Annotated in this window: 24 protein-coding genes, 4 tRNA genes and 1 rRNA gene; 7 read left to right on the forward strand and 22 right to left on the reverse strand. The window is 40.4% G+C overall.

Translation table 11 applies throughout. The features are described 5' to 3' along the window. The 22 genes from ACP5NR_RS04735 to ACP5NR_RS04840 form a co-directional block, all read right to left on the reverse strand. Positions 1 to 288, reverse strand: a 16S ribosomal RNA gene (locus ACP5NR_RS04735); the annotation flags it as partial. A gap of 180 nt (positions 289 to 468) precedes the next feature. After that, positions 469 to 2,565 (reverse strand): translation initiation factor IF-2, encoded by a 2,097-nt coding sequence (gene infB, locus ACP5NR_RS04740; protein ID WP_428005410.1) that lies wholly within the window; start codon positions 2,563 to 2,565, stop codon positions 469 to 471. After that, positions 2,565 to 2,900, reverse strand: coding sequence for a L7Ae/L30e/S12e/Gadd45 family ribosomal protein (locus tag ACP5NR_RS04745; protein WP_428005425.1), 336 nt, complete (start codon positions 2,898 to 2,900; stop codon positions 2,565 to 2,567). The genes infB and ACP5NR_RS04745 overlap by 1 nt, the downstream gene beginning before the upstream one ends. Beyond that, complete coding sequence (nusA, locus tag ACP5NR_RS04750; RefSeq protein WP_428005411.1) at positions 2,900 to 3,898, reverse strand: transcription termination factor NusA; 999 nt, start codon at positions 3,896 to 3,898, stop codon at positions 2,900 to 2,902. The genes ACP5NR_RS04745 and nusA overlap by 1 nt, the downstream gene beginning before the upstream one ends. A gap of 14 nt (positions 3,899 to 3,912) precedes the next feature. Beyond that, the gene (gene rimP / locus ACP5NR_RS04755; protein ID WP_428005412.1) at positions 3,913 to 4,371 is read right to left on the reverse strand and encodes a ribosome maturation factor RimP; all 459 of its coding nucleotides are present in this window, start codon (positions 4,369 to 4,371) and stop codon (positions 3,913 to 3,915) included. Positions 4,372 to 4,718: 347 nt separating this feature from the next. After that, positions 4,719 to 5,090: a DUF1667 domain-containing protein gene (locus tag ACP5NR_RS04760; RefSeq protein ID WP_428005413.1), complete on the reverse strand. Its 372-nt coding sequence runs from the start codon at positions 5,088 to 5,090 to the stop codon at positions 4,719 to 4,721. Continuing rightward, the gene (locus ACP5NR_RS04765; protein ID WP_428005414.1) at positions 5,087 to 6,307 is read right to left on the reverse strand and encodes an NAD(P)/FAD-dependent oxidoreductase; all 1,221 of its coding nucleotides are present in this window, start codon (positions 6,305 to 6,307) and stop codon (positions 5,087 to 5,089) included. Before ACP5NR_RS04765 ends, ACP5NR_RS04760 begins: the two co-directional genes overlap by 4 nt. Further along, entirely contained in the window at positions 6,304 to 7,677 is a 1,374-nt protein-coding gene (locus ACP5NR_RS04770; protein WP_428005415.1) for an NAD(P)/FAD-dependent oxidoreductase, read from the reverse strand. The genes ACP5NR_RS04765 and ACP5NR_RS04770 overlap by 4 nt, the downstream gene beginning before the upstream one ends. A 101-nt stretch (positions 7,678 to 7,778) precedes the next feature. Further along, the gene (locus ACP5NR_RS04775; RefSeq protein ID WP_428005416.1) at positions 7,779 to 8,345 is read right to left on the reverse strand and encodes a glycerol-3-phosphate responsive antiterminator; all 567 of its coding nucleotides are present in this window, start codon (positions 8,343 to 8,345) and stop codon (positions 7,779 to 7,781) included. 175 nt (positions 8,346 to 8,520) lie between these two features. After that, the gene (locus ACP5NR_RS04780; RefSeq protein WP_428006038.1) at positions 8,521 to 9,159 is read right to left on the reverse strand and encodes a ComF family protein; all 639 of its coding nucleotides are present in this window, start codon (positions 9,157 to 9,159) and stop codon (positions 8,521 to 8,523) included. 14 nt (positions 9,160 to 9,173) lie between these two features. After that, on the reverse strand, positions 9,174 to 9,998 hold the full coding sequence (gene amrB / locus ACP5NR_RS04785) for an AmmeMemoRadiSam system protein B (RefSeq protein WP_428005417.1): 825 nt from the start codon (positions 9,996 to 9,998) through the stop codon (positions 9,174 to 9,176). Continuing rightward, positions 9,999 to 12,818: a type II secretion system protein GspD gene (locus ACP5NR_RS04790; protein WP_428005418.1), complete on the reverse strand. Its 2,820-nt coding sequence runs from the start codon at positions 12,816 to 12,818 to the stop codon at positions 9,999 to 10,001. It lies immediately after the preceding gene. Positions 12,819 to 12,832: 14 nt separating this feature from the next. Beyond that, positions 12,833 to 13,339, reverse strand: coding sequence for a hypothetical protein (locus ACP5NR_RS04795; RefSeq protein ID WP_428006039.1), 507 nt, complete (start codon positions 13,337 to 13,339; stop codon positions 12,833 to 12,835). Position 13,340: 1 nt separating this feature from the next. Further along, positions 13,341 to 13,814 carry a hypothetical protein gene (locus tag ACP5NR_RS04800; protein ID WP_428005420.1) on the reverse strand — a complete coding sequence of 158 codons (474 nt, stop codon included), beginning with the start codon at positions 13,812 to 13,814 and terminating at the stop codon, positions 13,341 to 13,343. Continuing rightward, on the reverse strand, positions 13,811 to 14,377 hold the full coding sequence (locus tag ACP5NR_RS04805; RefSeq protein ID WP_428005421.1) for a hypothetical protein: 567 nt from the start codon (positions 14,375 to 14,377) through the stop codon (positions 13,811 to 13,813). Before ACP5NR_RS04805 ends, ACP5NR_RS04800 begins: the two co-directional genes overlap by 4 nt. After that, a complete protein-coding gene (locus tag ACP5NR_RS04810) occupies positions 14,364 to 15,302 on the reverse strand; it encodes a hypothetical protein (protein ID WP_428005422.1) in 939 nt (312 codons plus the stop codon). Before ACP5NR_RS04810 ends, ACP5NR_RS04805 begins: the two co-directional genes overlap by 14 nt. A 2-nt stretch (positions 15,303 to 15,304) precedes the next feature. Further along, the gene (locus ACP5NR_RS04815; RefSeq protein ID WP_428005423.1) at positions 15,305 to 15,712 is read right to left on the reverse strand and encodes a pilus assembly FimT family protein; all 408 of its coding nucleotides are present in this window, start codon (positions 15,710 to 15,712) and stop codon (positions 15,305 to 15,307) included. Then, on the reverse strand, positions 15,712 to 16,911 hold the full coding sequence (locus ACP5NR_RS04820; RefSeq protein ID WP_428005424.1) for a type II secretion system F family protein: 1,200 nt from the start codon (positions 16,909 to 16,911) through the stop codon (positions 15,712 to 15,714). The genes ACP5NR_RS04815 and ACP5NR_RS04820 overlap by 1 nt, the downstream gene beginning before the upstream one ends. 298 nt (positions 16,912 to 17,209) lie before the next feature. After that, positions 17,210 to 17,282, reverse strand: a tRNA-Phe gene (locus tag ACP5NR_RS04825). Between the two features lie 2 nt (positions 17,283 to 17,284). Next, positions 17,285 to 17,362: transfer RNA gene (locus tag ACP5NR_RS04830), tRNA-Asp, on the reverse strand. A 6-nt stretch (positions 17,363 to 17,368) separates the two neighbouring features. Next, positions 17,369 to 17,443 (reverse strand) — tRNA-Val (locus tag ACP5NR_RS04835). An 8-nt stretch (positions 17,444 to 17,451) separates the two neighbouring features. Then, a tRNA-Glu gene (locus tag ACP5NR_RS04840) sits at positions 17,452 to 17,527 on the reverse strand. A 170-nt stretch (positions 17,528 to 17,697) separates the two neighbouring features. On the opposite strand from ACP5NR_RS04840, the gene ACP5NR_RS04845 reads away from it, so the two are divergent. The 7 genes from ACP5NR_RS04845 to lnt all read left to right on the forward strand — a co-directional run bounded on the left by ACP5NR_RS04845 (position 17,698) and on the right by lnt (position 25,451). Continuing rightward, complete coding sequence (locus tag ACP5NR_RS04845) at positions 17,698 to 18,861, forward strand: type III PLP-dependent enzyme (protein WP_428005572.1); 1,164 nt, start codon at positions 17,698 to 17,700, stop codon at positions 18,859 to 18,861. A gap of 47 nt (positions 18,862 to 18,908) precedes the next feature. Further along, the gene (locus ACP5NR_RS04850) at positions 18,909 to 19,088 is read left to right on the forward strand and encodes a ferredoxin (protein WP_428005573.1); all 180 of its coding nucleotides are present in this window, start codon (positions 18,909 to 18,911) and stop codon (positions 19,086 to 19,088) included. 264 nt (positions 19,089 to 19,352) lie between these two features. Further along, positions 19,353 to 19,544 (forward strand): 50S ribosomal protein L28, encoded by a 192-nt coding sequence (gene rpmB, locus ACP5NR_RS04855; protein WP_428005574.1) that lies wholly within the window; start codon positions 19,353 to 19,355, stop codon positions 19,542 to 19,544. Positions 19,545 to 19,564: 20 nt separating this feature from the next. After that, entirely contained in the window at positions 19,565 to 20,656 is a 1,092-nt protein-coding gene (gene alr / locus ACP5NR_RS04860; protein ID WP_428005575.1) for an alanine racemase, read from the forward strand. 14 nt (positions 20,657 to 20,670) lie between these two features. Beyond that, positions 20,671 to 21,705 (forward strand): 3'-5' exoribonuclease YhaM family protein, encoded by a 1,035-nt coding sequence (locus tag ACP5NR_RS04865; protein ID WP_428006040.1) that lies wholly within the window; start codon positions 20,671 to 20,673, stop codon positions 21,703 to 21,705. Between the two features lie 30 nt (positions 21,706 to 21,735). Continuing rightward, the gene (gene topA, locus ACP5NR_RS04870) at positions 21,736 to 23,961 is read left to right on the forward strand and encodes a type I DNA topoisomerase (protein WP_428005577.1); all 2,226 of its coding nucleotides are present in this window, start codon (positions 21,736 to 21,738) and stop codon (positions 23,959 to 23,961) included. Next, positions 23,910 to 25,451 (forward strand): apolipoprotein N-acyltransferase, encoded by a 1,542-nt coding sequence (gene lnt / locus ACP5NR_RS04875; RefSeq protein ID WP_428005578.1) that lies wholly within the window; start codon positions 23,910 to 23,912, stop codon positions 25,449 to 25,451. Before topA ends, lnt begins: the two co-directional genes overlap by 52 nt. Positions 25,452 to 25,475 lie beyond the last annotated feature (24 nt).

Raw genomic sequence — 25,475 nt, forward strand, 5'->3', positions numbered from 1 at the left:
ACCAGCTACCCGTCATCGCCTTGGTGGGCCTTTACCTCACCAACTAACTGATGGGTCATGAGTCACTCCTCAAGCGGTGCAGTTGCACCTTTCCTCTCCCGAGCGTATGCGGTATTACCGTCCCTTTCGAAACGCTATCCCACCCTTGAGGGTATGTCCCCATGTACTACTCACCCGTTCGCCACTCAGCACGATTCCTCCTTGCGGATTCCTCGCCTGTCGTCCGACTTGCATGTGTTAGGCACGCCGCCAGCGTTTGTCCTGAGCCAGGATCGAACTCTCCGTCCAAACCTTACTCTTATAGCTGCCCGTTTTTCAATGAACTATGTCAATCAAAATTTAAAATGAACTCTTTACTCAGGCAGTTACCTCGGAGGCATTCTGCCTTTCGTAAAAACGCGAACCGAAGAATATGTTACCAAATAGAGATTAACAAACAATGTTTCAAATGTAAAATATGCGTTAAATCTATTTCTTTTCCTCGCCTTTTTTGTACGTCGGAGATTTTCTTATCTCCTTTTTCATGTAAAATTCTATCTCATCGTTTGGCATGAAAGTTTCGAATCCTGTAAGCCTAAGTCCGCCTTCCTGCGGTGCTTCAAGGTTTTCCACGTCATCTTTGAAGTGTTTTAAAGCCTCTATCTGACCATCGAAGACAACGTTTTTGTTTCTCACGATCCGTGCCATGCAATGTTTTTCCACATGGCCCTCGTAAAGTTGAAAGCCCGCTATATTTCCGATTTTCGATATGTTGAAAATCTGTAAAACTCTCGCATGTCCAACCGTTTCTTCGATGATTTCCGGCTCCATCATGCCTGCAAGCGCAGCCTTTATGTCTTCGATAAGTTCAAAAATTATCTCGTAATTTTTTATCTGTACTCCGAGTTGATCTGCCTTAAGTTCTGTCTTTGGCTCTACTCCAACTCTGAATCCAAGTATAACGGCCTGATCCGCCGATGCAAGCAAGACATCGTTTATGTTTATGTTTCCTATTCCGGCATGAACGATTTCTATCTTTATCTCTTCGGGTTCGGTCTTTTCGATCGCCGTTTTGAGGGCGCCTAAAGCCCCGAAAGTATCTGCTTTGATTATAAGGTTAAGCACTTTTTGACCTTCGGACTGGGAAAGTTCAAAGATATTCTCAAGTCTGACCCTTTTGGGTTGCACTTGATTTTGTTCATCTTTGTATTTTTCTATGTATTCACGCGCTTCCTTTTGAGAAGGCATGACGTAGAGTATAGAACCCGAGTCGGGTAAATCCTCAAAGCCCATTATCACAATTGGATCTGCGGGATGGGCCTCCTTTAAACTTCGGCCGGTATCATCAAAGATAGATCTGACCTTTCCGCAAGTTCTGCCGGCGACGAAATTATCTCCAAGTTTTAGAACGCCATCTTTGATTATAACCGTTGCGACGGGGCCTTTGAACTTATCAAGTTTAGATTCTATGATTATCGCCCTTGCCCTGCCAACAGCACACGCTTTTATCTCTTTCAATTCAGAGACCAGCAAAATCATTTCCAGCAGTTCATCCACTCCTTTGCCTGTTTTGGCGGATATGGGAACTACCGGCGTGTCTCCTCCCCAGTCGTCCGGTATGATGTTCAATTTGCTGACAAGATCCTGTTTTGTCAATTCAAGATTCGCATTTGGTTTATCAACTTTGTTTATGGCCACTATCACGGGAACTCCAGCATTTTTAGCATGATCGTAAGCCTCTATCGTTTGAGGCATAACACCGTCGTCTGCCGCAACCACCAAAACGACTATATCAGTTGCCTGAGCGCCTCGTGCACGCATCTCCGTGAACGCTTCGTGGCCTGGAGTATCTATGAAAGTTATGTTTTTCCCGTTTATCACGGCTTTGTAAGCACCTATCGATTGCGTTATGCCTCCCGCTTCTTTTTCTGCAAGATGAGTTTTTCTTATCCTGTCAAGCAAAGTGGTCTTACCGTGATCGACATGGCCCATGATCGTTACGACCGGAGGCCTCAAAGAGAATTTGTCTTTGTTTTCCTGATAAAATTTATCAAACTCTATTTTAAGAGGATCTGCCACTTCAACTGGTTTTTGGGTCTTGAATTCGACACGTATCGAATATTTACTTGCTATTTCTTCAATAAGCGGATGATCGAGAATCGTGTTTATAGTCAGCGCTTTTCCTTCCATGAAAAGATCTTTTATGATTTTTGTCGGAGGGATTAAGGTAAGATCGCAGAATTCTCTTAGAGTTATACTTTTATTCTCGTCAAGTTCCACGGTTCTTTCGACGTGTGAAACGATTTTGTCTTCAACGTAAACGTCCTTTTTCTGGGTTTCCTCTTCGAACTCGGCGTTGTTCTCGATGTGATCTTTTGGCTTTGAAGGTTTTTTCGTTTTTAAAGAAAGGTCTTTTTCGTCTTCTTCAGATGCGTATATCTCTACAAGCATGTTGACGATAGAATCTTCAAGCGTCGACATGTGATTTTTTGCCTCAACTCCAAGATCTTCAAGTTCAGCAAGCAAATCCTTGCTGCTCATGTTCAGGCGTTTAGCCAGTTCATGAACTCTTATCTTTTTATCCATCAAATCCCTCCAATTGAACTTTCTTTAATTATCTTTTTAATTCCTTCTATAAAAGTGTCCTCGATTATTCCAACCGCTGATGCTTCGGATTTTCCTATTGCTTTTCCCAAATCCGCTTTGTTAACTTTCAACTCGACAAACGGAACACCTTGAGTCTTACACTTTTGAATCAAAGCACTAACGCTTTCACCATGATCCGATGCAAAAACAAGAAATTTTTTAACTTGAAAACCGGAAATGTAAGTTTTAAGTGCCTTTTGTCCCAAAACAATTTTACCAGTTTTCGAAGCAATTCCAAGTATACTCAATATTCTTTCTTCGTAACGCACTTTCATCAATTTTTAAAACCTTCTCCCATGAATTGGCGTATTTCTATCTTCCAGCCTGTTAACTTAGAGGCCAGTCTTACATTTTGACCGTCTTTCCCTATGGCAAGAGATATCTGAGTCGGAGAAACCGTTATGTACATCCTGTGATCGTTCTCACTCAAAGAAATATCCATAACCTTTGCCGGCGAAAGCGCATTCGATACAAATTGCACAGGTTCCGAAGAAAATGAAACTATGTCTATTTTTTCTCCGTTCAATTCTTTTATAACCTGGCCAACACGACTTCCGCCTTCTCCTATGCACGATCCGACCGGATCGACGTTCGGATCGGTTGAAATGACGGCCATCTTTGTCCTTGATCCGGGTTCTCTCGCAATGGCGACAATTTTAACAATTCCGCCTTCTATCTCGGGCACGTATTTTTCAAATAACTTCTGGACAAGTTCATTTGCAACTCTGCTTAAAATTACAACTGGCCCTTTGTTTTTCTTTTCAACGGCCATAACGTAAGATTTGACAAATTGTCCCGCGTAAAATTTCTCGCCGGGTATTCTTTCTTTAGCGGGCAAAACGGCATCAACTTTATTCAACCTCAGATCCACGTCTCCATTTGATGGACGTATAACTTCCGCCGACACCACTGTATGGTAAAGGTCCATGTACTCTTGAAAGAGATTTTCTCTTTCTATTTCTTTCAACTTCTGTATTAAAACCTGCTTGGCAGTCTGTGCGGCTATTCTTCCAAATTTTTTGGTGTTGAGAGTTTCTCTGACGACTTTTGTCTGTATGAGGCCATCTTCATTTTTCTCTTCGACGTTTTCGAAAACGTTTATTTCTCCAGTTATCGAATCTATCTTAACCGTCAAATTGTCATCCTGAACGTTGAAATTTTTCTTGTAGGCCGTTGTAAGAGCCCTTTCAAGAATTTCGATCACTTCGTCCCGGCTCATGTTTTTTTCGCCTTGAAGTTGTTCCAACGCCTCTAAAAGGTTTAAATTTAACATACTTTCTGTCCTCCTTAAAATTCAACCACAAGATTAGCCGAAATTATTTTTGAAAATTCATAAGATTTTGTGTTGCCTTCAATCTCTATCGAAAAGGTATCCGTATCGATATCGCAACCATTTATCCTGCCTGTGACGGAAACGTTTTTACCGCTTTCATCGACGAATTTTATCTTTGCAAGTTTTCCTTTGAATCTTTCAAAGTCTTCTATCCTTCTCAATGGTCTGTCAAGACCCGGAGAAGAAACTTCTAAAATGTAATTTTCTATATCGCTTTCGGCATCAAGAATCGGATTTATCTCCTTTGAAAATTTCTCGCATTGTTCCACACTGACGTAACCCATCGGATCATCTATCACGATGTTGAGTAAAGACCTACCTTTTTGTTTTCTAAAATTAACATCGAATATCTCGAGTTTCATCCGTTTGGCAACATCATCGGCGATCTTGCGTATGGTATCAACAGTTTCCAAAATAAACACCTCTCAAATTGTGAAAACAAATTCGAGGGCTTCAGCCCTCGAATCAAATATATTTTACCATGAATCAAAACATCTGTCAAGGCGTTATTTTACAATTGAATAAAACCACTTCAAATTTCTAATCTATACTTGATCATTTTTAAATGTGAAATATCGTTGGCTCCGGCAGGCGCCCCCTCGATGTCTGGTCCTCGCTACGCTGCGGAGGCCATCTCGATGGCATCCTGCCCTGCGCCAAAATCAAAATTTACATTTCACTTTTAAAGAGATTTAGTACACTAAACAAAATCCGGATTTGGAATCATCGCTCCGGCAGGCACCCCAGCCCCACCCAATCTTTATTCGTCACTTTTGACTGTTCTTGTGGCCACAACATTTGATCCGGTGTTGAGGATATTTTCAACGATCACATCTCCAATTTTTACGGGAGCCTTAACTTTTTTTGATTTGATGATTGACATCGTATCCCTTATAAGTCTTTTGGGAATGGTTTTGTCCGTTTTAACCGAAACAAGGGGCATTTTACCGCCCACAACTTTAACGCTTGAGGTCAGGACTCTTTTAGGATCGGTTACCTCATCACGTGCGTATATCTCTCCTTTTGGGCATTTATTTCCTTTGACAGACACAAAATGTCCTTCATCATCTAAGGTAACTTTAAGATCACATCCTATCGGGCAAACTATGCAGGTCATTTCAACCGTTTTCATCGTTTCACCCCTTTTGCCGATAATTCAACTTTACCTTTCAAATCATGTTTTTTAGGATCAAGCGTTACTTCTATCATTTCGCTTGGTCTCGCGTTAACAGCAGCCTTTATAGCCTTACCGTTAACATTCACGGTCGCTATTTCCATAGGCCTATCAACGCGTATGTAAATTTTGAAGGGTGCCGTCGCCGTTGTGTATCTCGCACTCACAACCCTTATGCCTTCTTTGGGAGACAAAAAACCAACTCTCGGCGGTAAACTTCCTCCTTTGGCAACTACCGCTGCATTTCGTCCTGCCATTTCTCCTTCTACCGTTGCGAAATCAACGAGGTCGTGAATGCAGACGTTATTTCCGCAGGCAAACACATTTTCATAATTTGTCCTCATGAGATCATCGACGAATATACCTTCATCGCTACCCATCTCTATTTTTCTTTTGACAAGATCGTTTTCCGGTATCAACCCGACAGAGGCCACGAGTGTATCACATTCAATGAATCTCTCCGATTCTTTTAAAGGAACGCCATTTTCAAATTTTGAAACCGTTACACCTTCAAGTCTCTTTTTACCGTGAATTTTTATGACGCTCGTAGAAAGATGCAATGGTATGTTGAAATCTTCCAAACATTGCGCTATATTTCTCGTAAGTCCTCCGGGATAAGGCATTATCTCGTAAACACCCTCGACTTCAATGCCTTCAAGGGTAAGTCTTCTTGCCATTATCATTCCTATGTCTCCAGATCCAACTATTATAGCCCTGTGACCCGGGAGATGATTCTCAAGGTTCACAAATTTTTGCGCAAGACCTGCCGTGAAAATGCCTGACGGTCTTGTGCCGGGTATTCTCAAGGATTCAAAAGGTCTTTCACGTGCTCCAGTCGCAAGCACAAGCGCCCCGTATTCTATATCGTGAATGCCATTCGAATTCATAGCCTTCATTTTGTCGTTATCAAAATCTATGGACAAAACCATGGTTTCGTAAAGTGCGTCGAAATTACCCATTTTATCTTTGTAAATCTCATGATATTCCGGCCCTGTCAATTCCGTTTTGAATACCTGCAAGCCGAAGCCTGTGTGTATACATTGGTTAAGTACCCCACCGGTGGATGCTTCACGCTCTATCAAAAGTACAGATGCACCATTTTCTTTTGCACCCCAAACGGCTCCCATTCCTGCGGCTCCTCCTCCAAGTACAACGACATCGTATTTCATCTTCATCTTGAAACACCGTCCACAACTTGGGACCCAGGAAGATTTTTTTCCATCTCTTCGAATTCTTCTCCAAGTTCCTTTTTCATTATCTTCATTATGTTAACCGTGCAAAAAGATCCCTGACATCTCCCAAACATGGCCGTCGTTCTTAACTTAACGCCGTCAAGGGTCCTTGCACCTCTTCTTATGGCCTCGACAACTTCACCTTCTGTTACCTTGTTACACCTGCATATAACCCTTCCAAAGGCGGGATCTTCCTTTATGAGCGCATTTCTTTCGTCGTCTTCCATCTCGTAAGGCCTTGGAATTGGCTTTCTGTAAGGATCAAAATCAGATCTCAATTTTAGTTTTTTTATATCGGCAACCCATAAGGCAACATCTTCCGCTATTGCCGGAGCAGATGTTAAACCCGGGGATCTCGTGGCCACGATGTTGACCATTTTATCGTCTTTAACTATGACGAAATCTTTCAATTCATTTTCAGGTCTTAAACCCGCAAATGTTCTTATGGATTTGGAAAGATTTATGGAAGGAACAAGTTTTCTCGCATTTTCAACAATTTTTGCAAGTCCTTCGGTGGTCGTTTCGGTGCTTTCTTTGTAATCGGGAGGAAGATCTTCAGATGTAGGTCCAAGCAATAAAGTATCGTGAATCGTTGGAAGCACAAGTATGCCTTTTCCGGCCTTGCTCGGTACCGGGAAAACAACGGTTTTAACGAGTTGCGGCTGATCCAAAAGTATATATTCGCCCTTTCTGGGATGTAAAGGCGTAACTTTTACTCCAGCCGATTCCGCAAGTTCATCGGCCCACAAACCCGATGCGTTGATGACAAAATCGAAAGGAAGTGCTTCAATCGATTTTATCTCTGTAGAAAGGTGCAATTTTGCCCCATTTTTAACGGCATTTTCCACCGCAGATTGTGCAACTTCCCATGGCCCGACTATACCCGTCGACGGTGCCCATAACGATGCGACGACTTCTCTTGAAAGGTTAGGCTCTTTCTCAAGAGATTCGTATTTTGAAAGTATCTTCAAACCTTCAACACCGTTTTTCTTTCCGTAATCGACCAACTCTTCAAGAATTTTAATATCTTCCTGATTAAAAGCCACAACAAGCGATCCTGTTCTTTTAAGAGGAAAACCGAGTTCTTCGGAGAGTTTTGTGTAAAGTGCATTCCCGTGGGCACAATACTTTGCCCTTACGGTTTCCGGTTCATCATCGTATCCAGCGTGAATCACACCGGAATTGGCTTTTGTCACTCCCCAGCCAACATCCGGCAATTTTTCGAATATCTCGACATCGACATCTTTATACTTTGTAAGGTTTCTTGCGATAAGAGAACCCACAACGCCAGCACCTATGACGGCTACTTTCAAGGTACCACCTCCAAAAATAAAAGCCACACACAAAAATGTGCGTGGCTCTCTCTTATTCTCTGCCGTACGTACTTTTTAGATTATACCATTCATTGGCAAGATCACCAAAGAAAATTTTTGCTTGTCGAGACGGCCACTATGCCACGTGCCGTAAGTGCATTGACCTGTTCCTTTGTCGTGACAAGCCCGCCGGCAATTAAAGGAAAAGAAAATCTTTTCAATTCATCTTCTTCAATGGCAATCAAGGCAAGTCCCGGTAAGATCTCAACAAAATCAGGATGCACCGATTGCACCAATTGCTGACCGCTAATCAGCGCTTCGGAGTCGATCATGAAAATCCTGTGTATCTGGATCAAACCATACTTTTTGGCAAGATCGAGGATGGTTTTGTGGGTGCTTATTATACCGTCAGGTTTGTTTTCTTTCAAAATGAAATCCAATCCCGCAGGATCGCTTTTTAATCCCTTTATGAGATCCAAATGCACGAAAACGTTATGACCACACTGTTTGAGCGTATCGATCTGATCGCGATATTCGTTAAGAGAGGTCTCAAGCAAAAAAACAACTCTGTCTTGCAAATGACAGATTATTCTTATGTCTTCACTTCTTCTTATCGCCGGAATAACCGGATTTACCTTAAGCCGTTCTATTATTTCTTTGACAGACATAAATATTCCACCTTTACACTTTACCGATGACTTTTCAGGCGTTACTTGTGACTGTTTGTCTTACTCGAGGGCATCCTGCTCTCCGCTTACAGTAAATAAGCATTCGGCTTTTAAAGTGAGTTAAGTATACCATCGACTCCGGCAGGCAAATGCCTGAGCCAACGATAATTCATATTTAAGTATATTTTTTGCCTTTAGCCAGTGCAATTGTGTACACGAAGACACTTTTTGCTCCGGCCAATTTTAGCACCTTTGAGCATTCGTTAACTGTAGAACCGGTTGTAAAAACATCGTCTATTAAAATGATGTTGCCAGATGTTTTGTAAAGCATTTCTCTTCTTACTCCATATTTTCCTTCAACAAGCGATTGACGTTCATGCTTTGCGGATCCAACCTGTTGCTTTCTTTGACTTATAACTTCCAACATGCTCAAAAATGGCAATTCCGTTTCTTTTGAGAGTTTTTTCCCCACAAGTTTCACATGATCGAATCCCTTCACTTTAAAAGAATCAAAAGTTATCGGAACAGAAGTTATGACGGAATACGGTAGAGGCGGAAAGATTTGAAAAAGTTCCGAAAGCATTTCGGAAAAAAGAGTTGCCAAAGACGAATGCTGGGAATATTTGTAAGCGCCTATAAGTTCAGAGATAATGCCTTCGTACTTCGATCTGTGGAAAAAAGCATCGAAATACCAGTTGCCTTTAAGATTGTTTTCCATCTCAACGGGAGGAATTTCATTTCTGCATCGAAAACAAATCAATTCATCGTATGAAATGATATTTCCGCAGACAGGACAGGTTTTAGGGAAAAACAAATCCAGCGTATCTTTTAACACACGCATGCGGCCATGTAACCGACTTCCTGATCGAAATCTTCGGATATTTCTCCACTCGTGGAATGTTTTAAAATTTTCGGTGTTCCTATTTCTGTCGATAGTAAAGTTGTTACGCAACCAAAACCACACATGGTTACATTTTCTTTGTCTATCGCATCGTAAATTTCTGATATGTTATTGGATTCAACGGCATTAATTATCAATTTGTCTTTGTATAGGGTCATTTCGTGATCTTCGTAGTGATTTAAATCCGTCGATGCGACTATCCAAAATCTTTTCCCGCTTAAAACTTTTCTCAGCGCATTTCCAAGTTCGCGCGCCACGTCTTTTCTCTGATCCATCATGCAAATCGGAAGTATCTTGAATCCAGTTCCAAGTGTGAACTGAAGAAATGGAATTTGCACTTCTATCGAGTGTTCAAAAATATGTGCTTCGTAATCGAGAGCGCATGGATGAAAGGTGTCAACAAGCGAATTCGCAACACTTTCATCGACGCTGACGCTTCCAAGCGGAGTTTTCCACGATCCCATCGGCCATACCGAAAGTTGTTTACCGTGGCCGGTGTGATTCGGCCCTATTATGACGACCAGGTCCGGCTTGCCAAATTCGGATGCCGCCAAATATGCGTAAGCGGCAGTGGTGCCAGAGTAGACGTAACCGGCATGCGGCACTATAAGGCCAACGTTTTTTTTAAATCCGTCCGGATCGGGCAATTCTCCAGGCCCTCTTTTAGACGTGAAAAGATCTCTTATGTAATCTCTTAGATCTTCAGGATCAGACGGATAAAAACTTCCTGCGGCGATAGGTTTTCTATCCATTCATCTCACCACCGAAGCCGTTATAAGTATGTTAAGATTATCCGTTGTATTCTGAAAAGTCGTCGACGTGAAGAATTGACCTATGAAAGGAAGATCACCCAGGAAAGGTATTTTCGTGACATTTTGAGATCTGTTTTGCTGTGTAAGCCCACCTATCATAAGCGTTTGGCCACTTGGTATGACGACTTTAACACTCGCGTTTCGTGTCACGACAGCAGGCACACCGTTAACCGCATGCGCCCAGTCTGCATCGCTTACCTGTATGGTTACGGTCAAAGATATCTGGCCGTTTGGAAGCACAACCGGCAATATGCTAAGTTGAATTCCGGTTGTCAAAAATTGAAGTTGCTGGCTTGTCTGACCAGTTTGGCTGTTAACGACTGTCGTTACGAGGTAAGGATATTGTTCGCCAACGGTAATCTGGGCTGGTTCGCCACTTTGAGTCATCAAAGTTGGGGCAGAAAGTACCGATCCGCTGCCGGTTGTTTGAGAAAGATTCGCCGTTATCGTTGCATTTGAAGACAAAACCTGATTTGCAAGATTTGAGATCAAATTCGAAGGATTTGCGGCACTTAAAACGCTGAATGTAAGCGTAAGGCCGTTGTTGAATATGAGTTGCGGCGTTATGACGCTTGTGTTGAAACTGTTGCTAACGTTGTTGTTGTCAGTCACATCCAAAATCTTGGCCTCTATTTGGACATTTTTCCTCGAACCGAGCAGACTTTGGACATCATCATCGAGTGTTTTTTCTGAATACGGAGTCAAACCATTCACGACTATAAGGCCTGTGTTTGGATCGGAATAAACATTTGCACCCAAAAATTTCGCAAGCGCGATTATTTGATCCACATTCCCACTGGCGTTGTAAACTTTTGTTATGCCTGAGGTGTTTTTATCGACAAAGACAACGCTTGATCCGGAAAAAGATATGCCGTAAGAACTTCCAACAGCCTGATCGAATTGATCAAGCGTTATGTTAGATAAATTCATGGTCACGTTTGGAAGATTTTGATCTATGAAAACGACATTTTTGGAAAGATCACCGTAAATTTTCTGAATCATGCTGTAAAGAGAGTAATCTTTCACATTCACGTTTATCAAACCATTTTTTACCTCGACGATTTGATCTTTCGATGATAAACTTTGAATGCTTTTTTGAATGAGGCCTGATGTCATAAGTAAGGCCGTAAGATCATTCACATTCTTATCCGATCCGACTATCGCGATGGTAGTGACGGTAGAAGAGGTTGAAGGTTTAGATGGGCCCAACATCGTCAAACCTTTTGATTCGACGATCGATTTGACGGTTTGATAATCTGCATTTCTGATGGTGACAATTGAAGTTATCGAGGTCGACGTCGAAGCGTAAGATTTTTGATTTATGAACTTTATCGCGCCATCAACCGTTTGAGGATTATTACCGTACAAAAGTGCTTCGCCAAGGGTAGGCAAATACGTCATTTGAACATCCGGGTACATGATGGATATAACTTTAGAAATGTCCGAAAAGACATTCGAATTGGAGATGGCAACGAAGTTGAAATGTAAAACCTGAGGAGTTACTTTCACAAGTGTACTTGCTATCGATTCAACGGATTTTGAAAAATCGTAAATCCTGTTTCTCGGACCAATCGCAAGATAAACAATTTCAGAAGATGCGGAAGTCGGAGATCCGTAAACCGTTATTCCGGAAAATTGTTTTGCAAATTGAGTAAAAGCGGGAATATTTTGAACCGGCACGACAAAAGATGTTGTAATTCTTGGGCCACTGTTTTCGATGATCTTCTGATACTCTGAGATTATCTCCGAAACGTTGTTGATATCACTTTTGCTTCCACTCAAAACGATCGTGGAAAAACTCTTCAGGTAGGTGAATTTCGTGTTGGGATACATCATACTTACCAAATTTTCAAGGTCTTGAACGGACGATTGATCTTCCCATGTTATCGTTTTGAAACTTTCACTCTCTTTCAAGAAATCTATAAGACTTTCTATAGTTTTCTGTTCTTCGGCATTCGCGTTAACTATCTGGTAAGATCCTATGCTTCCTATGATCTTGTTTTGACCAAAAAGGCCTTCGATGAGTGTTTTGAAATCCTGTGCGCTTATGTTTGTGGTCGAAAGATTGTAAAAACTAACGAAATTGTTGTAAGTTCCCGTTCCCAATTTTCCAAAATTCTGAATCAACTGTGTAACAGGCGCTATGTAATAAGTACCATCCGGCAAAATTGCGTATCCTACCCCCGGCGATGAGATCATGATATCGTAAAAGGCCTCTGCCGGCGTCACGTTGCTGAGCGTTATGTTAACCGGATTATTCGCTATCGAAGGATCTATTATCAGATTTCTTTTTAGAATTCTTGAAAGATATTTTATGGCAAGACTGAAATTGGAACCTTGCTGACCCGAAAAATCTATCGATATCCTCGATGATGGACCGGTAAGAGGTAAATTTTGAGAAAGACCCAATGTAACGAACTTGATCGTTAAAACATTTCCGCTTTGGGCAGTTGAAGCACTTACTATGAATGGAAAACTAAACGTTAAGATCGATGTATCGCCTGTTGCAGATGATGTCAAGTTCATGGAATTCCAAGACATACTTCCGGAAAACTTCTGAGAGATCTTTCCGGGAAAAGAAAGTTTTAAAGTATTTCCAAGCGTACCTGAAAGATTCCACGAAGGCAAAGAATCAAAAGATAAAGCGGCGATTATCTCATTACCCGTGGATGAAAAGGAAATATTTATCAAAGTTGATCCAAAGGAAATTGAAATAAAGCCTATCAACAAAATAAGACTTATAATTTCTGTCTTTTTCATGAATCTATCCCCTCTCATCTTAAAATCAAACCTCTTGAATTAACAACGTGAAGATTTCCCGTTGACAAATCCATAATAACCACACTCCCAAAAGACGGTGCTATATAAGTTACAAGGTACGTTTTCCCCTGAAAATCAAAAATCGAATCATCGGTAAGATTCAAAGTTGTGATATTCCCACTTACGTAAAGCGTTACCATGTTAGTGATACCCTTTGCCACTCCAACAACATATATGCTGTTATTCACGATTGTAGAAAGATCAGAGTTTTTTATGAGTTCTTCAAAAGAAGTTTGATCTAATTTTATCACAAGCGGTGAGAACACGTTCAAATCAAGAGAAACTGGTTTCACTTTTTCTGTATTGACTTTCTTTTGAAGCACAGAAGAAATCTCGGCCGTCAAATTAACGGTTGCTGGAGGTCTATAACTTTGATTTTTCGGAAAGAAAAGCACGTATCCAAGGTAAGCGAAAATCCCAATTATAAAGATTATAAGGATAATGACGATGATGTTCTTCATATCACCCTCCATAGACAGTTACGACAAAACTGTCAAGAACATATTTCGTGCCGGAATTACCGTAATTTGTCCCTTGATATTCGTAAAAAATCGGTGCATTTGAACTGAAATGCATTTTTACCACGGCAACATTTGTGTAAGCATCTATCAAATTCAAAAATTCATAAGGATCTATTTTAACCGGACTTTGAAGTGTCATGGTATCCCCGGAGATCTTAAAATTTGCATCCGGAGATATTTTCAACAGTGCATTTCTCAAGTTTTGAATGGATATGTTTTTTGAATTTAAAAGGTTACCGTATTCGGAAAGTTGTTTTTTCATTTCGGAATTTTGAGAATAAAGATTTTGGAATTTAGAAATGGAACTCACGGTTTTGCTTAAAGCACCAGAAAAAGACAGTAATTCTATTAAATCAGCCACGCCTATCAAAACTATGGCCGAAAAAATCACGATGATTGCCACACGTCTGTTCATTTATAACCTCCTACTGAAATGATTTCTTCGGAAGCCTTATACCAATTTTGAGATTGCGGATAGGAAATCGAAAAAGTGTAGCCTGAATTTTCAATTATTTGCCGTTCAAGATCGAGAATTGTCGAATCATCGGAGAGTGATATCTGGTTGAAAGTCAAAAGAGTTGCCGAATTACTCAAGTAAGAAAGCGCCGAGACGGTAAAAGTCGACTGTCCGCTTATCTTATCAAGCACATCGATTGATGAATGAAATTTGTTGACTTCATTCAAATCATCCTTCATTTTTAGAAGTAATTGAGATTGAACGTTAAGGTTATTTGAATAATTTTTTATAACTTCATCAAGTCTGTTTTGAATCTGTCCTTTTGACATTGAAAGAGATATACCGGCATTTTCAAGTAAGTTTCTGTCAGCCGATATGGCATGAGTGTAAAGATCGTTCACAAACACATCTATCAATTCGTAAGATAAAAATCCAACGCCAATTATTACCGCCATTAAAATTATGAATTTAGATAATTTCATCTTTCTGTGTTTTTGGTGGTAAAAATTAACTCTTGGCATTTTGGAGTACTCCTCTCATGGCCAAACTGTAAGCCCCTGCCGGCACATCTTTTTTTAAACCGGCAAAATCACAGTAACTACTTATATTTCCCATATCTGCTTCTTTCAAATTTTTAACCCATTCATCGACATGTCCCATTTTTTCGGATACACATATAACGTTATTCACAGGCATCTGTAAAGATTGTCTTGAGATCAGCATCCTTACAAGACGTTGGACTTCATCGGAAAGTTGGAGATAATGGATATTTTCAGCCGCTGGATTATCTTCTTCGAATTCGGCAGTCCCCATGGGTATGCTGTCAATTACGATGAATCTGCCGTCTTTAAAAATTTGTATGTAAGTGGAAGCGTTATCTTCAAAGGCAAGAACGGAAATTCCGGATCCAAGTTTCTTCTCCACGAGATAATTGAATTTGAAATATCCGGCATCCAAAATATCCGGCATCGGAAGATTGGCCTTAAAGAAGAAGTTCTTAAATTTTTCAATGTCTTCATTTCTTACTATGAAAGCAGAAACGCTTAAATTATCGGTTTCTTGTAAAACATCGACATCTACTGTTATATTTGCAGAAGATATTGAAAGTTCCTTTACTATCTGAAATTTTGCCGCATCTATTATCTGATTTTTTTTGGTCATCTTTGGCATTTTCATCTGTCTGAAAAGTACTTTATCGTTGAAAATAGAAGTCACTATGAAATCTTCCACATCAACTTTAAGCGTTTTTCCAACCTTTCCAAGCGATGAGATGATCTCATTTTCGTCGACTATTTCATCGTCATCAAAAACTTTTGTCGAATACGGCACCGACACTTGATTTATGAATTGTAAGTTTTTTCCGCTTTTTTTGATCTTAACGCCTTCAATTTTGTACCTTCCGATATCTATTCCAACGTAAAAAGTTGAAAAAATTCCCAAATTCATCTTTACCATCCCTCTTCAACTTTGATAAGACCGGTAACAGGCATAACGGTGATCGTCGCAATTTTAGATCCTCTGAAATAAACTTTCATCGTACCGGATATGTATGGAACTCCCTTTGAAAAAGCAAAACTTTGACATCCATTGACATCCACAAAAGACAAACGACCCTTTTCTTTCGATTCACCTGAAGTTATGATCTTTATGTCTTTTGAAAATTCGATTTTAACCTTATCTTCTAAACCATAAGAAAGATATTTGGTGTATCTGACAAAAGAGACGATTTTTTGTATTTCCGAATGAACGATCATACCATCAATCCATTTTTTCGAGACAGGAAAGATAATTGAAAGGAGAATTGATAAAAAAACCATCAAAACTAAAAGTTCAACAAAACTCCATCCATTTTTCATCAGAAATTTTGGCCGACACCTTGTTCAAGGTTAAACATGGTCTGGTAAAGGCTGAAAACAAGGATGCCGACGAAAAGTCCTATTACGGCTATCATTGCCGGTTCTATCATAGAAACAAGTTGCTTTAATTTTACGGAAGATTCCTGATCGTAAAAATCGGCAACTTTTGAAAGCATGTCATCCACCCTTCCGGATTCCTCGCCAGTACCGACCATCTCGACGAGCAATTGCGGGAAAAATTTAGTTTTTTCCATTGCCGATTTGAGAGTCCCGCCATTTTTCAAAATGTCAGTCATTATGGGTACTTTTCTTATAAGCCTGCGACTTCCCGTTGATCGTGCCGCCATATCGACGGCTTCTATTATGGAAACACCGCTTGAAATGAGAGTCGCCAAAGTTTTGCTGAAATTAGATGAATCTTGTAGGTGTTTCAAACTTTTTATAGGCGGAATTAAATTTCCAACAAATTCTTTTGTAGCCGCGCCATAAGAAGTTCTGAAAAAATAGACAGAGAAAATCAAAACTATAACGATAACAGCCATAGCATAAAACCAATTGTCTGCGAGAAAATTGTTCGTATTCATAAGTAATGCAACAATGCCACCAACTTTGGCATTTCCAAAGGCTCTGAACAAACTGGGTAATATGAAAAGGCTTATGATCATGAGAATGACAACGGCAAAAAGAGAAACGAAAAGCGGATAAGCCATCGCGGATCTAACTTCATCTCTGGTTTTTTTCACGTGCTCGTAAAAATCCGAGACTTTGTTAAGCGTGTTATCGAGAACACCGCCACTTTCTCCGGCCCTAACAAGGTTAACAAAAATAGGATCAAAGGCGCCTGTTTCATCTATCGCCTCAGACAAAGACATTCCTCCATCTATGGCGACTAATATACTGGTAAGGATTTTTCTAAACGATGGGGTAAAAGCATTTTGCTTCGAAAGTAAGGTAATCGCATCTTTTATTCTTACCCCGGCATCCATCATCGTGGCAAGTTGACGGGTGAAAAGCACGAGATCTGGTAGTTTGGCACGCAAAGAAATACGTTTTTTCTTTGCTTTTGTAGGTTTTACACCAAGCACAACGTATCCTTGCTGCAAAAGTTTGCTTACAAGTCCTATCTCGCTTTCGGCCTCAAGATGACCCATAACAGTTTTGCCCGCTGGCGTTATGACCTTATAAACGTATAAAGCCAAAATGATCAACCCCTTTTTGGCCAATTATAACATATACTAAACCAACTTCAAATTCAGAATCATCGCTTCGGCAGGTACCTACAACTGCAGGTAGCGTGTGCTCGTAGCACTTAAGAATTGTCAATTGAGATAACGCGTAATCTGCGATTGACAAAGTCTTTTACTGTTCACTCTTCACACATCACTTCTCACCAATTGAGGCATCCTGCCCTCCACTTACGGTAAATGACAATTCGGCTTTTAGTGAGTTTGGTATATATATAAGGGGACTCCACAAGAGTCCCCTGTTTTTTTGATCTGCCAAGACCTGGAGTCGAACCAGGGACACGAGGATTTTCAGTCCACTGCTCTACCACCTGAGCTATCTTGGCAATGGCGGGGACGACGAGGCTCGAACTCGCGACCACCGGTGTGACAGACCGGCATGCTAACCAGGCTGCACCACGTCCCCACGCTGTGGTGGGAATGGCAGGGATTGAACCTGCGACCTCTTGCTTGTAAGGCAAGCGCTCCCCCACTGAGCTACATTCCCAAAATACTTGGCGCCCTCATGGGGATTCGGACCCCAGCTGCCGGCGTGAAAGGCCGATGTCCTAGGCCTCTAGACGATGAGGGCAATTTCATATGTTCAACGGAAATATCTTACATTAACACAAGGTGTTTTGTCAAGTGGCAAATTATATTCTGCTTTGTATAAAAGAAAATCTTAACTTTTCAGCACTTATATTCATAACATATTTGGTTCTATCATTATTCGATATCTTCAAACGAAAGAGGTGGGGTGATATGGACATTTCAGAGCGTGTGCGAGATATCGCACGTTCCAATGAAAGTCCTTTTGTGGTGATGGATCTCGATATAGTCGAGGATAATTACGATCAGTTGATTAAAGACATAAGTGGCGTAAGGGTTTTTTATGCCGTTAAGGCCAATTCTCATCCGAAAATAATCAAAAGACTTTACGAGTTAGGTTCTTCTTTTGATGTTGCTTCCCGTGGAGAGATAGAAATGCTGCTTAACATGGGAGTCCCAGGTTCACGGTTGAGTTTTGGAAACACGATAAAGAAGGAAGAAGACATTCGCTTTGCTTTCAACAAGGGAATAAACTATTTTGCCGCCGACGCAGAAATGGAACTCGAAAAGATCGCACGAAATGCACCTGGTGCTCAGGTTTATCTCAGACTTGCGATGAACGGTTCAGACAGCGATTGGCCGCTTTCGAGGAAGTTTGGCACTAACATCGATCATGTCAAAAAACTCGTCGTTTATGCAAATGATCTTGGCCTTGCACCGATAGGCGTTTCTTTCCATGTCGGTTCACAGTGCTACGACAAATACAGTTGGAAAGATGCTTTGATGCAGGTGGCGGATATATTCTGGTTTGCAAAACTTGAAGGCATAAAGATGACGACTATAAATCTTGGTGGTGGCATTCCGGTGAAATACGTGAGAGATATTCCAACCGTTGCCGAAATAGCGAATGTCATAAATGAAAGCATAGATGAATATTTTAATTTCACTGAAAGGCCTACTCTTTTCATAGAGCCGGGAAGATCTATGGTTGGTAACGCCGGAATTTTGGTTTCAAGAGTACTTTTAAGATCTTCAAAAGAGAAAAAAGACTGGGTTTACATAGACGCCGGTGTTTACCATGGTTTGATGGAAACGATAGAAAATCTCAGATATACTGTCGTTGTTGATGGGAAAGATGATCATCCAAAGAAAACTTTCACCCTTGCAGGACCTACCTGTGACAGCATAGATGTTGTTTACGATGAGGTTGAACTGCCAGAAGACGTAACGCTTGGAGACATTGTTTATTTCGTCAATGCCGGTGCGTACACACTTGATTACAAGACACACTTCAACGGAATCGAAGGACCTTACGCGCTTTTCTTGGACGAAGTCACCGTTAGATCAACTCATGAAACCAATGTTGCCGACAGTTAAAAAAGATGGTATAATTTAGCAGACAAATTTTTGGAGGTGTGTTGATCATGAAAGCAGTTGTTGATGAAGATGCGTGCATAGGTTGTGGAGTTTGCGAAAGTTTGTGTCCTGATGTGTTCAAACTGGGTGAAGATGGAAAGGCTCATGTCATAGCAGATGATTGCAGTTCAGGTTGCTGTGAAGATGCCAAGGATTCTTGCCCAACGGGAGCAATTTCGCTTAAGTGAATTTTTAAATACATGAGGCGGGGCAAAACCCGCCTTTTAATTTCGTTTTTAAAAATTATTTGGTATATGTTATAATCGATTTCGGATTGTTTATACTTAATCAACTTTAAATTCCGAATCATCGCTCCGGCGGGTACCTCCTCGATGTCTGGTCCTCGCGTTGCTGTGGAGGCCATCTCGGAGGCATCCTGCCCTCCGCTTACGGTAAATGACAATTCGGCTTTTAAATCGAATTAAGTATACCAACAGAAAGGGGTACAAGAGATGTCAAGGAAGTGCGATATTTGCGGTAAAGGTATTGAAACAGGTCACAGAATAAGCCATTCTCACAGAAAAACGCTGAGAACATTTAAGCCTAACCTTCAACCCGTTAGCGTTAAAGACAAAGATGGAAAGGTGAAACGTTTAATGGTCTGCACACGGTGTTTGAAAGCCGGAAAAGTTCAGCGTGTTTGACCTTTTATGTAATCTAAAATATGAAAAGCAGAGATACTTATGCGGAGGTAAATACGGGCATTTTCCTCCGCAATATTTTTGAGATATCAAAAAGATCCGGCACACATGTTGCGCCTGTTTTAAAGGCCGATGCCTATGGCCATGGCGCTGTGAAACTCGCACAAGTTTGCGAGCAAAACGGAATAGGTTTTCTGATCGTTGCTTTTTTGGAAGAGGCCATAGAAATACGTGAAAGTGGCGTGCTGCTTCCGATACTCGTACTTAATTATTTCAATCCAAAATACGCAAAAACGGCGCTTTTCAACGATTTAAGCGTTACGATATTTTCTAAAGATCAAAAAGATGCCATTTCCGCTTATCTTGATGAAGATGACAGACTTAAGGTACATCTGAAAGTAGATACTGGTATGGGAAGGCTCGGTCCAACGGCAAATGAGGCCTTTGAACTTTACGATGATATACAAAAAGACAAAAAATTCATTTTTGAAGGAATTTACACACACTTTTCCGCCGCCGATGATCCTTCGGATGTGTTAAATGCACATCAAGTCGATGAATTCAACGAATTCATCAAAAAGATCAAGAAGCCAAAATATGTTCACATCTCAAACAGCGCGGCGGCAACGTGTCTTGACATAAAGGTTGGAAATTTTTCGAGAATCGGCATAGCGGCGTACGGACTTCAACCTTCTGGAAGGATAAAAATCGATTATCTTGAACCGGTTATGAGCGTTCATTCAACTGTGGCTTTCATGAAATCGATAGACCAAGGCAGGACGATAGGTTACGGTCATACTTTCACGGCTGATAAAAAGATGAAAGTTGCAACCGTACCTTTCGGATACGCAGATGGCCTTCCAAGATCGCTTTCGAACAGAGGACACGTACTTTTAAACGGTAAACGCGCAAAAATCCTTGGAAGAATAAGCATGGATCAAATCGTCGTTGACGTTTCAAACATAGAAAATGTTAAAATCGGAGATGATGTTGTTATAATTGGAAAGAGCGGCAAAGATGAAATAACATCTGAAGAGATTGCCGAACTTGCCGGAACCATAAATTACGAGGTAGTTTGTGGAATTTCAAAAAGGGTGCCGAGAATTTACATTTGAAAAGTGGTGAATTTGTGAAATTAGGAGACCTGTTTAGCGAAGAATATCTTGAAAAACTTGGATTTTCAAACAAAAATTCGATGGGCCGTAAGATGGTCGCCGACGTTATCGAAAATGACAATGTTGAGATAGATCTCAAAGTTATAAGCAAGAGATTGCAGGAATCAAAAGATGGAAAAAAATTTCTTCTACTCACTCTTGCAGATAAAACGGGTGAATTAAGGGCTGTAGATTGGTACAACGCCGGAGAAAACGATTCGAAGATAAAGATCAATTCCATTGTAAGAATAAAAGGACGTGCAAGTGTTTACTCGGATAAACTTCAAATAGCAATAGACAAAGACAGAGATGCCATCATGATCTTGAAAGAAGGAGAGTACGATCCGAATCTTTTCCTTTCGATTACCAAAAAAGATGTGTCGATCATGTATGGCGAATTTCAGAATATGCTTTCAAATGTATCGAATAAAGAGGTCAGAGAACTTTTGAATTTTCCGTTTCAAGATGAAAAATTTGTAGAATCCTTTCTCATTGCCCCGGCCGCAATAATCGTTCATCATGCCTACAAAGGTGGCCTTCTCGAACACACGCTCGGCGTTATGAAGTTGTGTGTCGAAATGGCAAAACTTTATCCGGATGTGAATATGGACATTCTTGTCGCTGGAGCCGCTTTTCACGATCTGGGAAAGATAAAAGAATACGAGATAAAACCCTACGGTATAGAGAGAACGACCGACGGCGAATTGATAGGTCACATAGTGCTTGGCGTTGAAATGGTCCGTGAATGGTCAAGGAAAATTCCGGGACTTTCTTCAAATTCGCTTCAGCACATTGAACATCTTATCCTTTCTCATCACGGTGAGATTGAACTCGGTTCACCGACAATCCCGAAAACAACTGAAGCGATAATACTTCACAGCGCTGATGATCTTGACTCGAAGATGGGCCAAATAATGGCTTTAAAAGAAAAAAAATCTGAAAATGATTGGAGTGATTACGATAGGTATCTTGGAAGAAAGATTAAACTCAACTGGGAAAATGAAGAGTGAGAGAGAGAATTGTCCGTTGGAGACTCAAAAATGACAAAAAAACTTGTGATTGTCGAATCTCCGGCAAAAGCCAAAACGATTCAAAAATACCTCGGAAAGGATTACGAGGTTTCTTCTTCTCAAGGTCATGTGAGAGATTTGCCGGAATCAAAATTCGGTGTTAAGATAAACGGTAAAATAGAACCGGAATTTGAAATAATAGAGGGAAAAGAAAAAATAGTAAAGGAATTAAAAAACCTTTCGAAAGATAAAGAAGTACTGCTTGCAACGGATAACGACAGAGAAGGAGAATCCATAGCGTGGCATCTTGCAGAGATCCTTGGACTTTCCGTAAAAGATAAAAACAGAATAGTCTTCAACGAAATAACCGAAAAAGTCATAAAAGAATCCGTTAAAAGCCCAAGAAATGTGGATCTGAAGATGGTCGATTCTCAATTGACAAGAAGAATTCTCGACAGAATCGTCGGATACAAGGTAAGTCCCATCCTTTGGAGAGTTTTTAAGGGTAAGTTAAGTGCCGGAAGGGTACAATCGGCAGCCTTAAGAATGCTCGTCGATCAAGAAAAGAAAGTGCGCACATTCAAGCCACAACAGTATTACGAGATTAAAGCACAGATCTTTGGAGAGAAGACAAAACTAAAAAGTTTTGACAGAGAGGATCTCGATAAAAAACCTTTCAAAAAAGCAGATGAAGCCCAAAAAGCCTTTGATTACATTTCAAAATCAAAATTTAAAGTCATCGATGTCGCAAATGCAGAGATAAAGGTAAAAGCACCACTTCCTTTTAAAACAAGCACACTTCAACAGACTGCTTCTTCAGTGTTAGGTTTTACGGTTTCGAAAACCATGAAACTTGCCCAGGAACTTTACGAAGGCGTTGATTTGGACGGAGAAATGACGGCTCTCATAACGTACATGAGAACAGACTCTTACAGAATATCTGATCTGGCCAAAACAGAATCTAAAAAGTACATAGAAAAGCATTTCGGCAACGATTTCATTGGTTTAAACAGAGTCATCAAAAACGCCGAAAATGCTCAGGATGCCCACGAAGCCGTAAGACCGACGTATCCGGATATAAATCCGGAAAAATTAAAGGGCAAACTTTCAAAAGATCTTTTGGCACTTTACTCGTTGATATGGAAAAGATTTATGGCTTCTCAGATGTCCGATTCTACTTACAAGAAAAGTACGATTACCGTATCTGACGAACAAAATCGTGCGATCTTCACAGTGGAATTCAGAAAAAGAATATTCGACGGTTTTGAGCGTGTGGATGACACAAAAGGAGAGACAAAAACTTTTCCTGATATCAAAAAAGGACAGAATGTCAACGTTGAAGATCTTTCCGTTGAAGAAGAGATGACTTCCCCTCCACCAAGATATACCGAAGCGACACTTGTGAAAAAACTTGAAACGGCTGGAATAGGCAGGCCAAGTACTTATGCGACTATAATACAAACTTTGCTTGACAGAAAATACGTCGTCCGAGATAAAAAAACGCTTATCCCTACTTTTCTTGGCATAATCGTGAGTGAATTTTTATCCAAAGAGTTCGCAAAGATAGTTGATCTTAAATTCACGGCGACTATGGAAGAGGAACTCGATCTCATAGAAAAAGGGAAAGAGAACTGGCAAAAAGTACTCAAGAATTTCAACACGGACTTCGAATTGAATCTCAATAACGTAAAGGCAAACCTGAAGGATTCATTTATTTCAATAGAAACAAATGTCAAAGCACCGGACGGTACTTACATGTATCTCAAATACGGCAGATACGGACCTTACCTTGAATCAAAAAACGGCGATCACAAAATGAGCATACCATCCGGATCAAAAATAGATTATGACTGGCAAAAAGTCAATATAGAAATTGCGAAACCAGAAATTTTGGATGAAAAATGTCCCAAATGTGGCGCTCCTCTTGTTAAAAGGATGGGCAGATACGGAGAATTCATATCTTGCAGCAGATATCCAGAATGTGATTACACAAGGGCAATACCAAAATATGCCCGTGGTAAATGTCCAAAGTGTGGTGGAAACGTTGTAGAAAGGAAAAGCAAAAAAGGGAAAACTTTCTTCATTTGCGAAAACAATCCTGCGACGTGTGATTTTATAAGTTGGTATGAGCCTTCGAATTACAGATGCCCCGAAGACGGAGAAGTACTTTATTACAAAAAGAAAAAGGGATCCGAGGTTCTCTTTTGTCAAACTTGCAAGAAAGAGTACGAAGAATCGGACTTAAAGAAAGACTGATTTTTGCTTCTTTAGCGTCTATCATAACGGCCATCTCCATGCCGGGGATGGTTTCTTCTGTTTTTGTCTGGTTTGGTCTTGTTCCGCTGTTTTTTGCCTTAAAAGACGATCGTGATTTTAAATTGCACGTTTCCTTTTTTCTGGGCTGGTATTTCGGCATACTTTATATGGGCCTGTCGATGTACTGGCTTTTGCCTACTCTTGTCAAAAACATAGCGCTTTTCAATAATTTTCCTGCCATATTTGGTGTATTGGCATTTGTGATGTTTGCCATCATAGAAGGATTATTTTTTGGCGCTTTTACCTTTTTTTACGTTTTACTTCAAAAGAAATCGAAGCATGTCCCATGGGTCATCCATATGCTTTCAATGGCAGGAATTTACATCATATTCGAATTTTTAAGAGGATACGGTGCGACAGGCTTTACAGGTTCTATGCTTTCAGAAGCACTTTACAATGAAATAGGCACTTTACAGATAGTATCATTTGTTGGAGGTCTGGGACTTACATTTCTCATTTTTTTATCCAATTACTTAATTTACAGATTTTTATCGAAGAAGAATTTAAAAGGCCTTCTCATAGTTTTGATCGTTATAGCGTCTTCATATGTTTTTTCGGCTTTTTACCCTTACATGATAAAGCCAGATCAGGGTAGAAAAATCTCAATAGGAGTTGTACAACCCAATCTTTCCGTTTCACAAAGATATTCGATGAGTTCGCAACAGATCTTCAAAGATGTCAAATGGGGCATAACTTCCCTTGCAACAAAGACGAAGATCATCTTTTTTCCGGAAGGTACTTTTGAATACGAGATATCTGGAACAGGTATTTATTCTGATTTAAAAACACTTCTGAAAAACGAAAATGTACATGCCATTATAGGATATCCGTCATCCAAGAACGGTAAAATTTACAATTCCGCAGGCCTTTTTGATGAAAATGGACTTAACGATATTTATTCAAAGCACATCCTCGTGCCATTCACCGAAACACTACCCTATCCTCAAATATTCGGCATCTTTGGTTTCTTAAAACTCAGTGAGTTTTTCACCCCGGGAAATAAATTCACCGTTTTTAATTTTGACGATTTGAATTTTTCAACTGATATATGTTTTGAAAGTTACTTTGGATGGCTTTCAAGGAAATTCACGAATGAGGGGGCACAATTCATAGTCACGATAACCGACGACAGTTGGTTCGATCAAAAGACTGCCCTTATACAGCACTTTTCTCAGGACGTTGTAAGAGCCGTGGAGAACAGAAAATGGATAGTGCAAGTTGCCGATACCGGAATAACCGGATCGATCAATCCTTACGGTCAGATAGTCGATCAATTGCCGGTTCATCAAAAGATAGCGTCGACCTTCGATATTTATCCAAACAACGTGAAAACATTTTACGACATGTTTGGTAACCTCATGATTTGGCTTTCAATCGGATTTGTAATCCTCGAATTGATAGTCATGATGGTCATAAAAAATGGCATATAACAAATGGCAAGTGCGGCTGAAAAA

Origin of the sequence: Athalassotoga sp., from assembly GCF_049965695.1 — a bacterium.
In the GTDB taxonomy this organism is placed as follows: Bacteria; Thermotogota; Thermotogae; order Mesoaciditogales; family Mesoaciditogaceae; genus Athalassotoga.

Coding starts and splice junctions, on each gene's coding strand:
- amrB (WP_428005417.1), bottom strand. CDS start 9,998: ATGGATAGAAAACCTATCGCCGCAGGAAGTTTTTATCCGTCTGATCCT.
- rpmB (WP_428005574.1), top strand. CDS start 19,353: ATGTCAAGGAAGTGCGATATTTGCGGTAAAGGTATTGAAACAGGTCAC.
- nusA (WP_428005411.1), bottom strand. CDS start 3,898: ATGTTAAATTTAAACCTTTTAGAGGCGTTGGAACAACTTCAAGGCGAA.
- ACP5NR_RS04815 (WP_428005423.1), bottom strand. CDS start 15,712: ATGAAAAATGGATGGAGTTTTGTTGAACTTTTAGTTTTGATGGTTTTT.
- ACP5NR_RS04775 (WP_428005416.1), bottom strand. CDS start 8,345: ATGTCTGTCAAAGAAATAATAGAACGGCTTAAGGTAAATCCGGTTATT.
- ACP5NR_RS04845 (WP_428005572.1), top strand. CDS start 17,698: ATGGACATTTCAGAGCGTGTGCGAGATATCGCACGTTCCAATGAAAGT.
- ACP5NR_RS04800 (WP_428005420.1), bottom strand. CDS start 13,814: ATGAACAGACGTGTGGCAATCATCGTGATTTTTTCGGCCATAGTTTTG.
- topA (WP_428005577.1), top strand. CDS start 21,736: ATGACAAAAAAACTTGTGATTGTCGAATCTCCGGCAAAAGCCAAAACG.
- infB (WP_428005410.1), bottom strand. CDS start 2,565: ATGGATAAAAAGATAAGAGTTCATGAACTGGCTAAACGCCTGAACATG.
- ACP5NR_RS04745 (WP_428005425.1), bottom strand. CDS start 2,900: ATGAAAGTGCGTTACGAAGAAAGAATATTGAGTATACTTGGAATTGCT.
- alr (WP_428005575.1), top strand. CDS start 19,565: ATGAAAAGCAGAGATACTTATGCGGAGGTAAATACGGGCATTTTCCTC.
- ACP5NR_RS04765 (WP_428005414.1), bottom strand. CDS start 6,307: ATGAAGATGAAATACGATGTCGTTGTACTTGGAGGAGGAGCCGCAGGA.
- ACP5NR_RS04795 (WP_428006039.1), bottom strand. CDS start 13,339: ATGAAGAACATCATCGTCATTATCCTTATAATCTTTATAATTGGGATT.
- ACP5NR_RS04790 (WP_428005418.1), bottom strand. CDS start 12,818: ATGAAAAAGACAGAAATTATAAGTCTTATTTTGTTGATAGGCTTTATT.
- ACP5NR_RS04850 (WP_428005573.1), top strand. CDS start 18,909: ATGAAAGCAGTTGTTGATGAAGATGCGTGCATAGGTTGTGGAGTTTGC.
- ACP5NR_RS04760 (WP_428005413.1), bottom strand. CDS start 5,090: ATGAAAACGGTTGAAATGACCTGCATAGTTTGCCCGATAGGATGTGAT.
- ACP5NR_RS04810 (WP_428005422.1), bottom strand. CDS start 15,302: ATGAATTTGGGAATTTTTTCAACTTTTTACGTTGGAATAGATATCGGA.
- ACP5NR_RS04805 (WP_428005421.1), bottom strand. CDS start 14,377: ATGCCAAGAGTTAATTTTTACCACCAAAAACACAGAAAGATGAAATTA.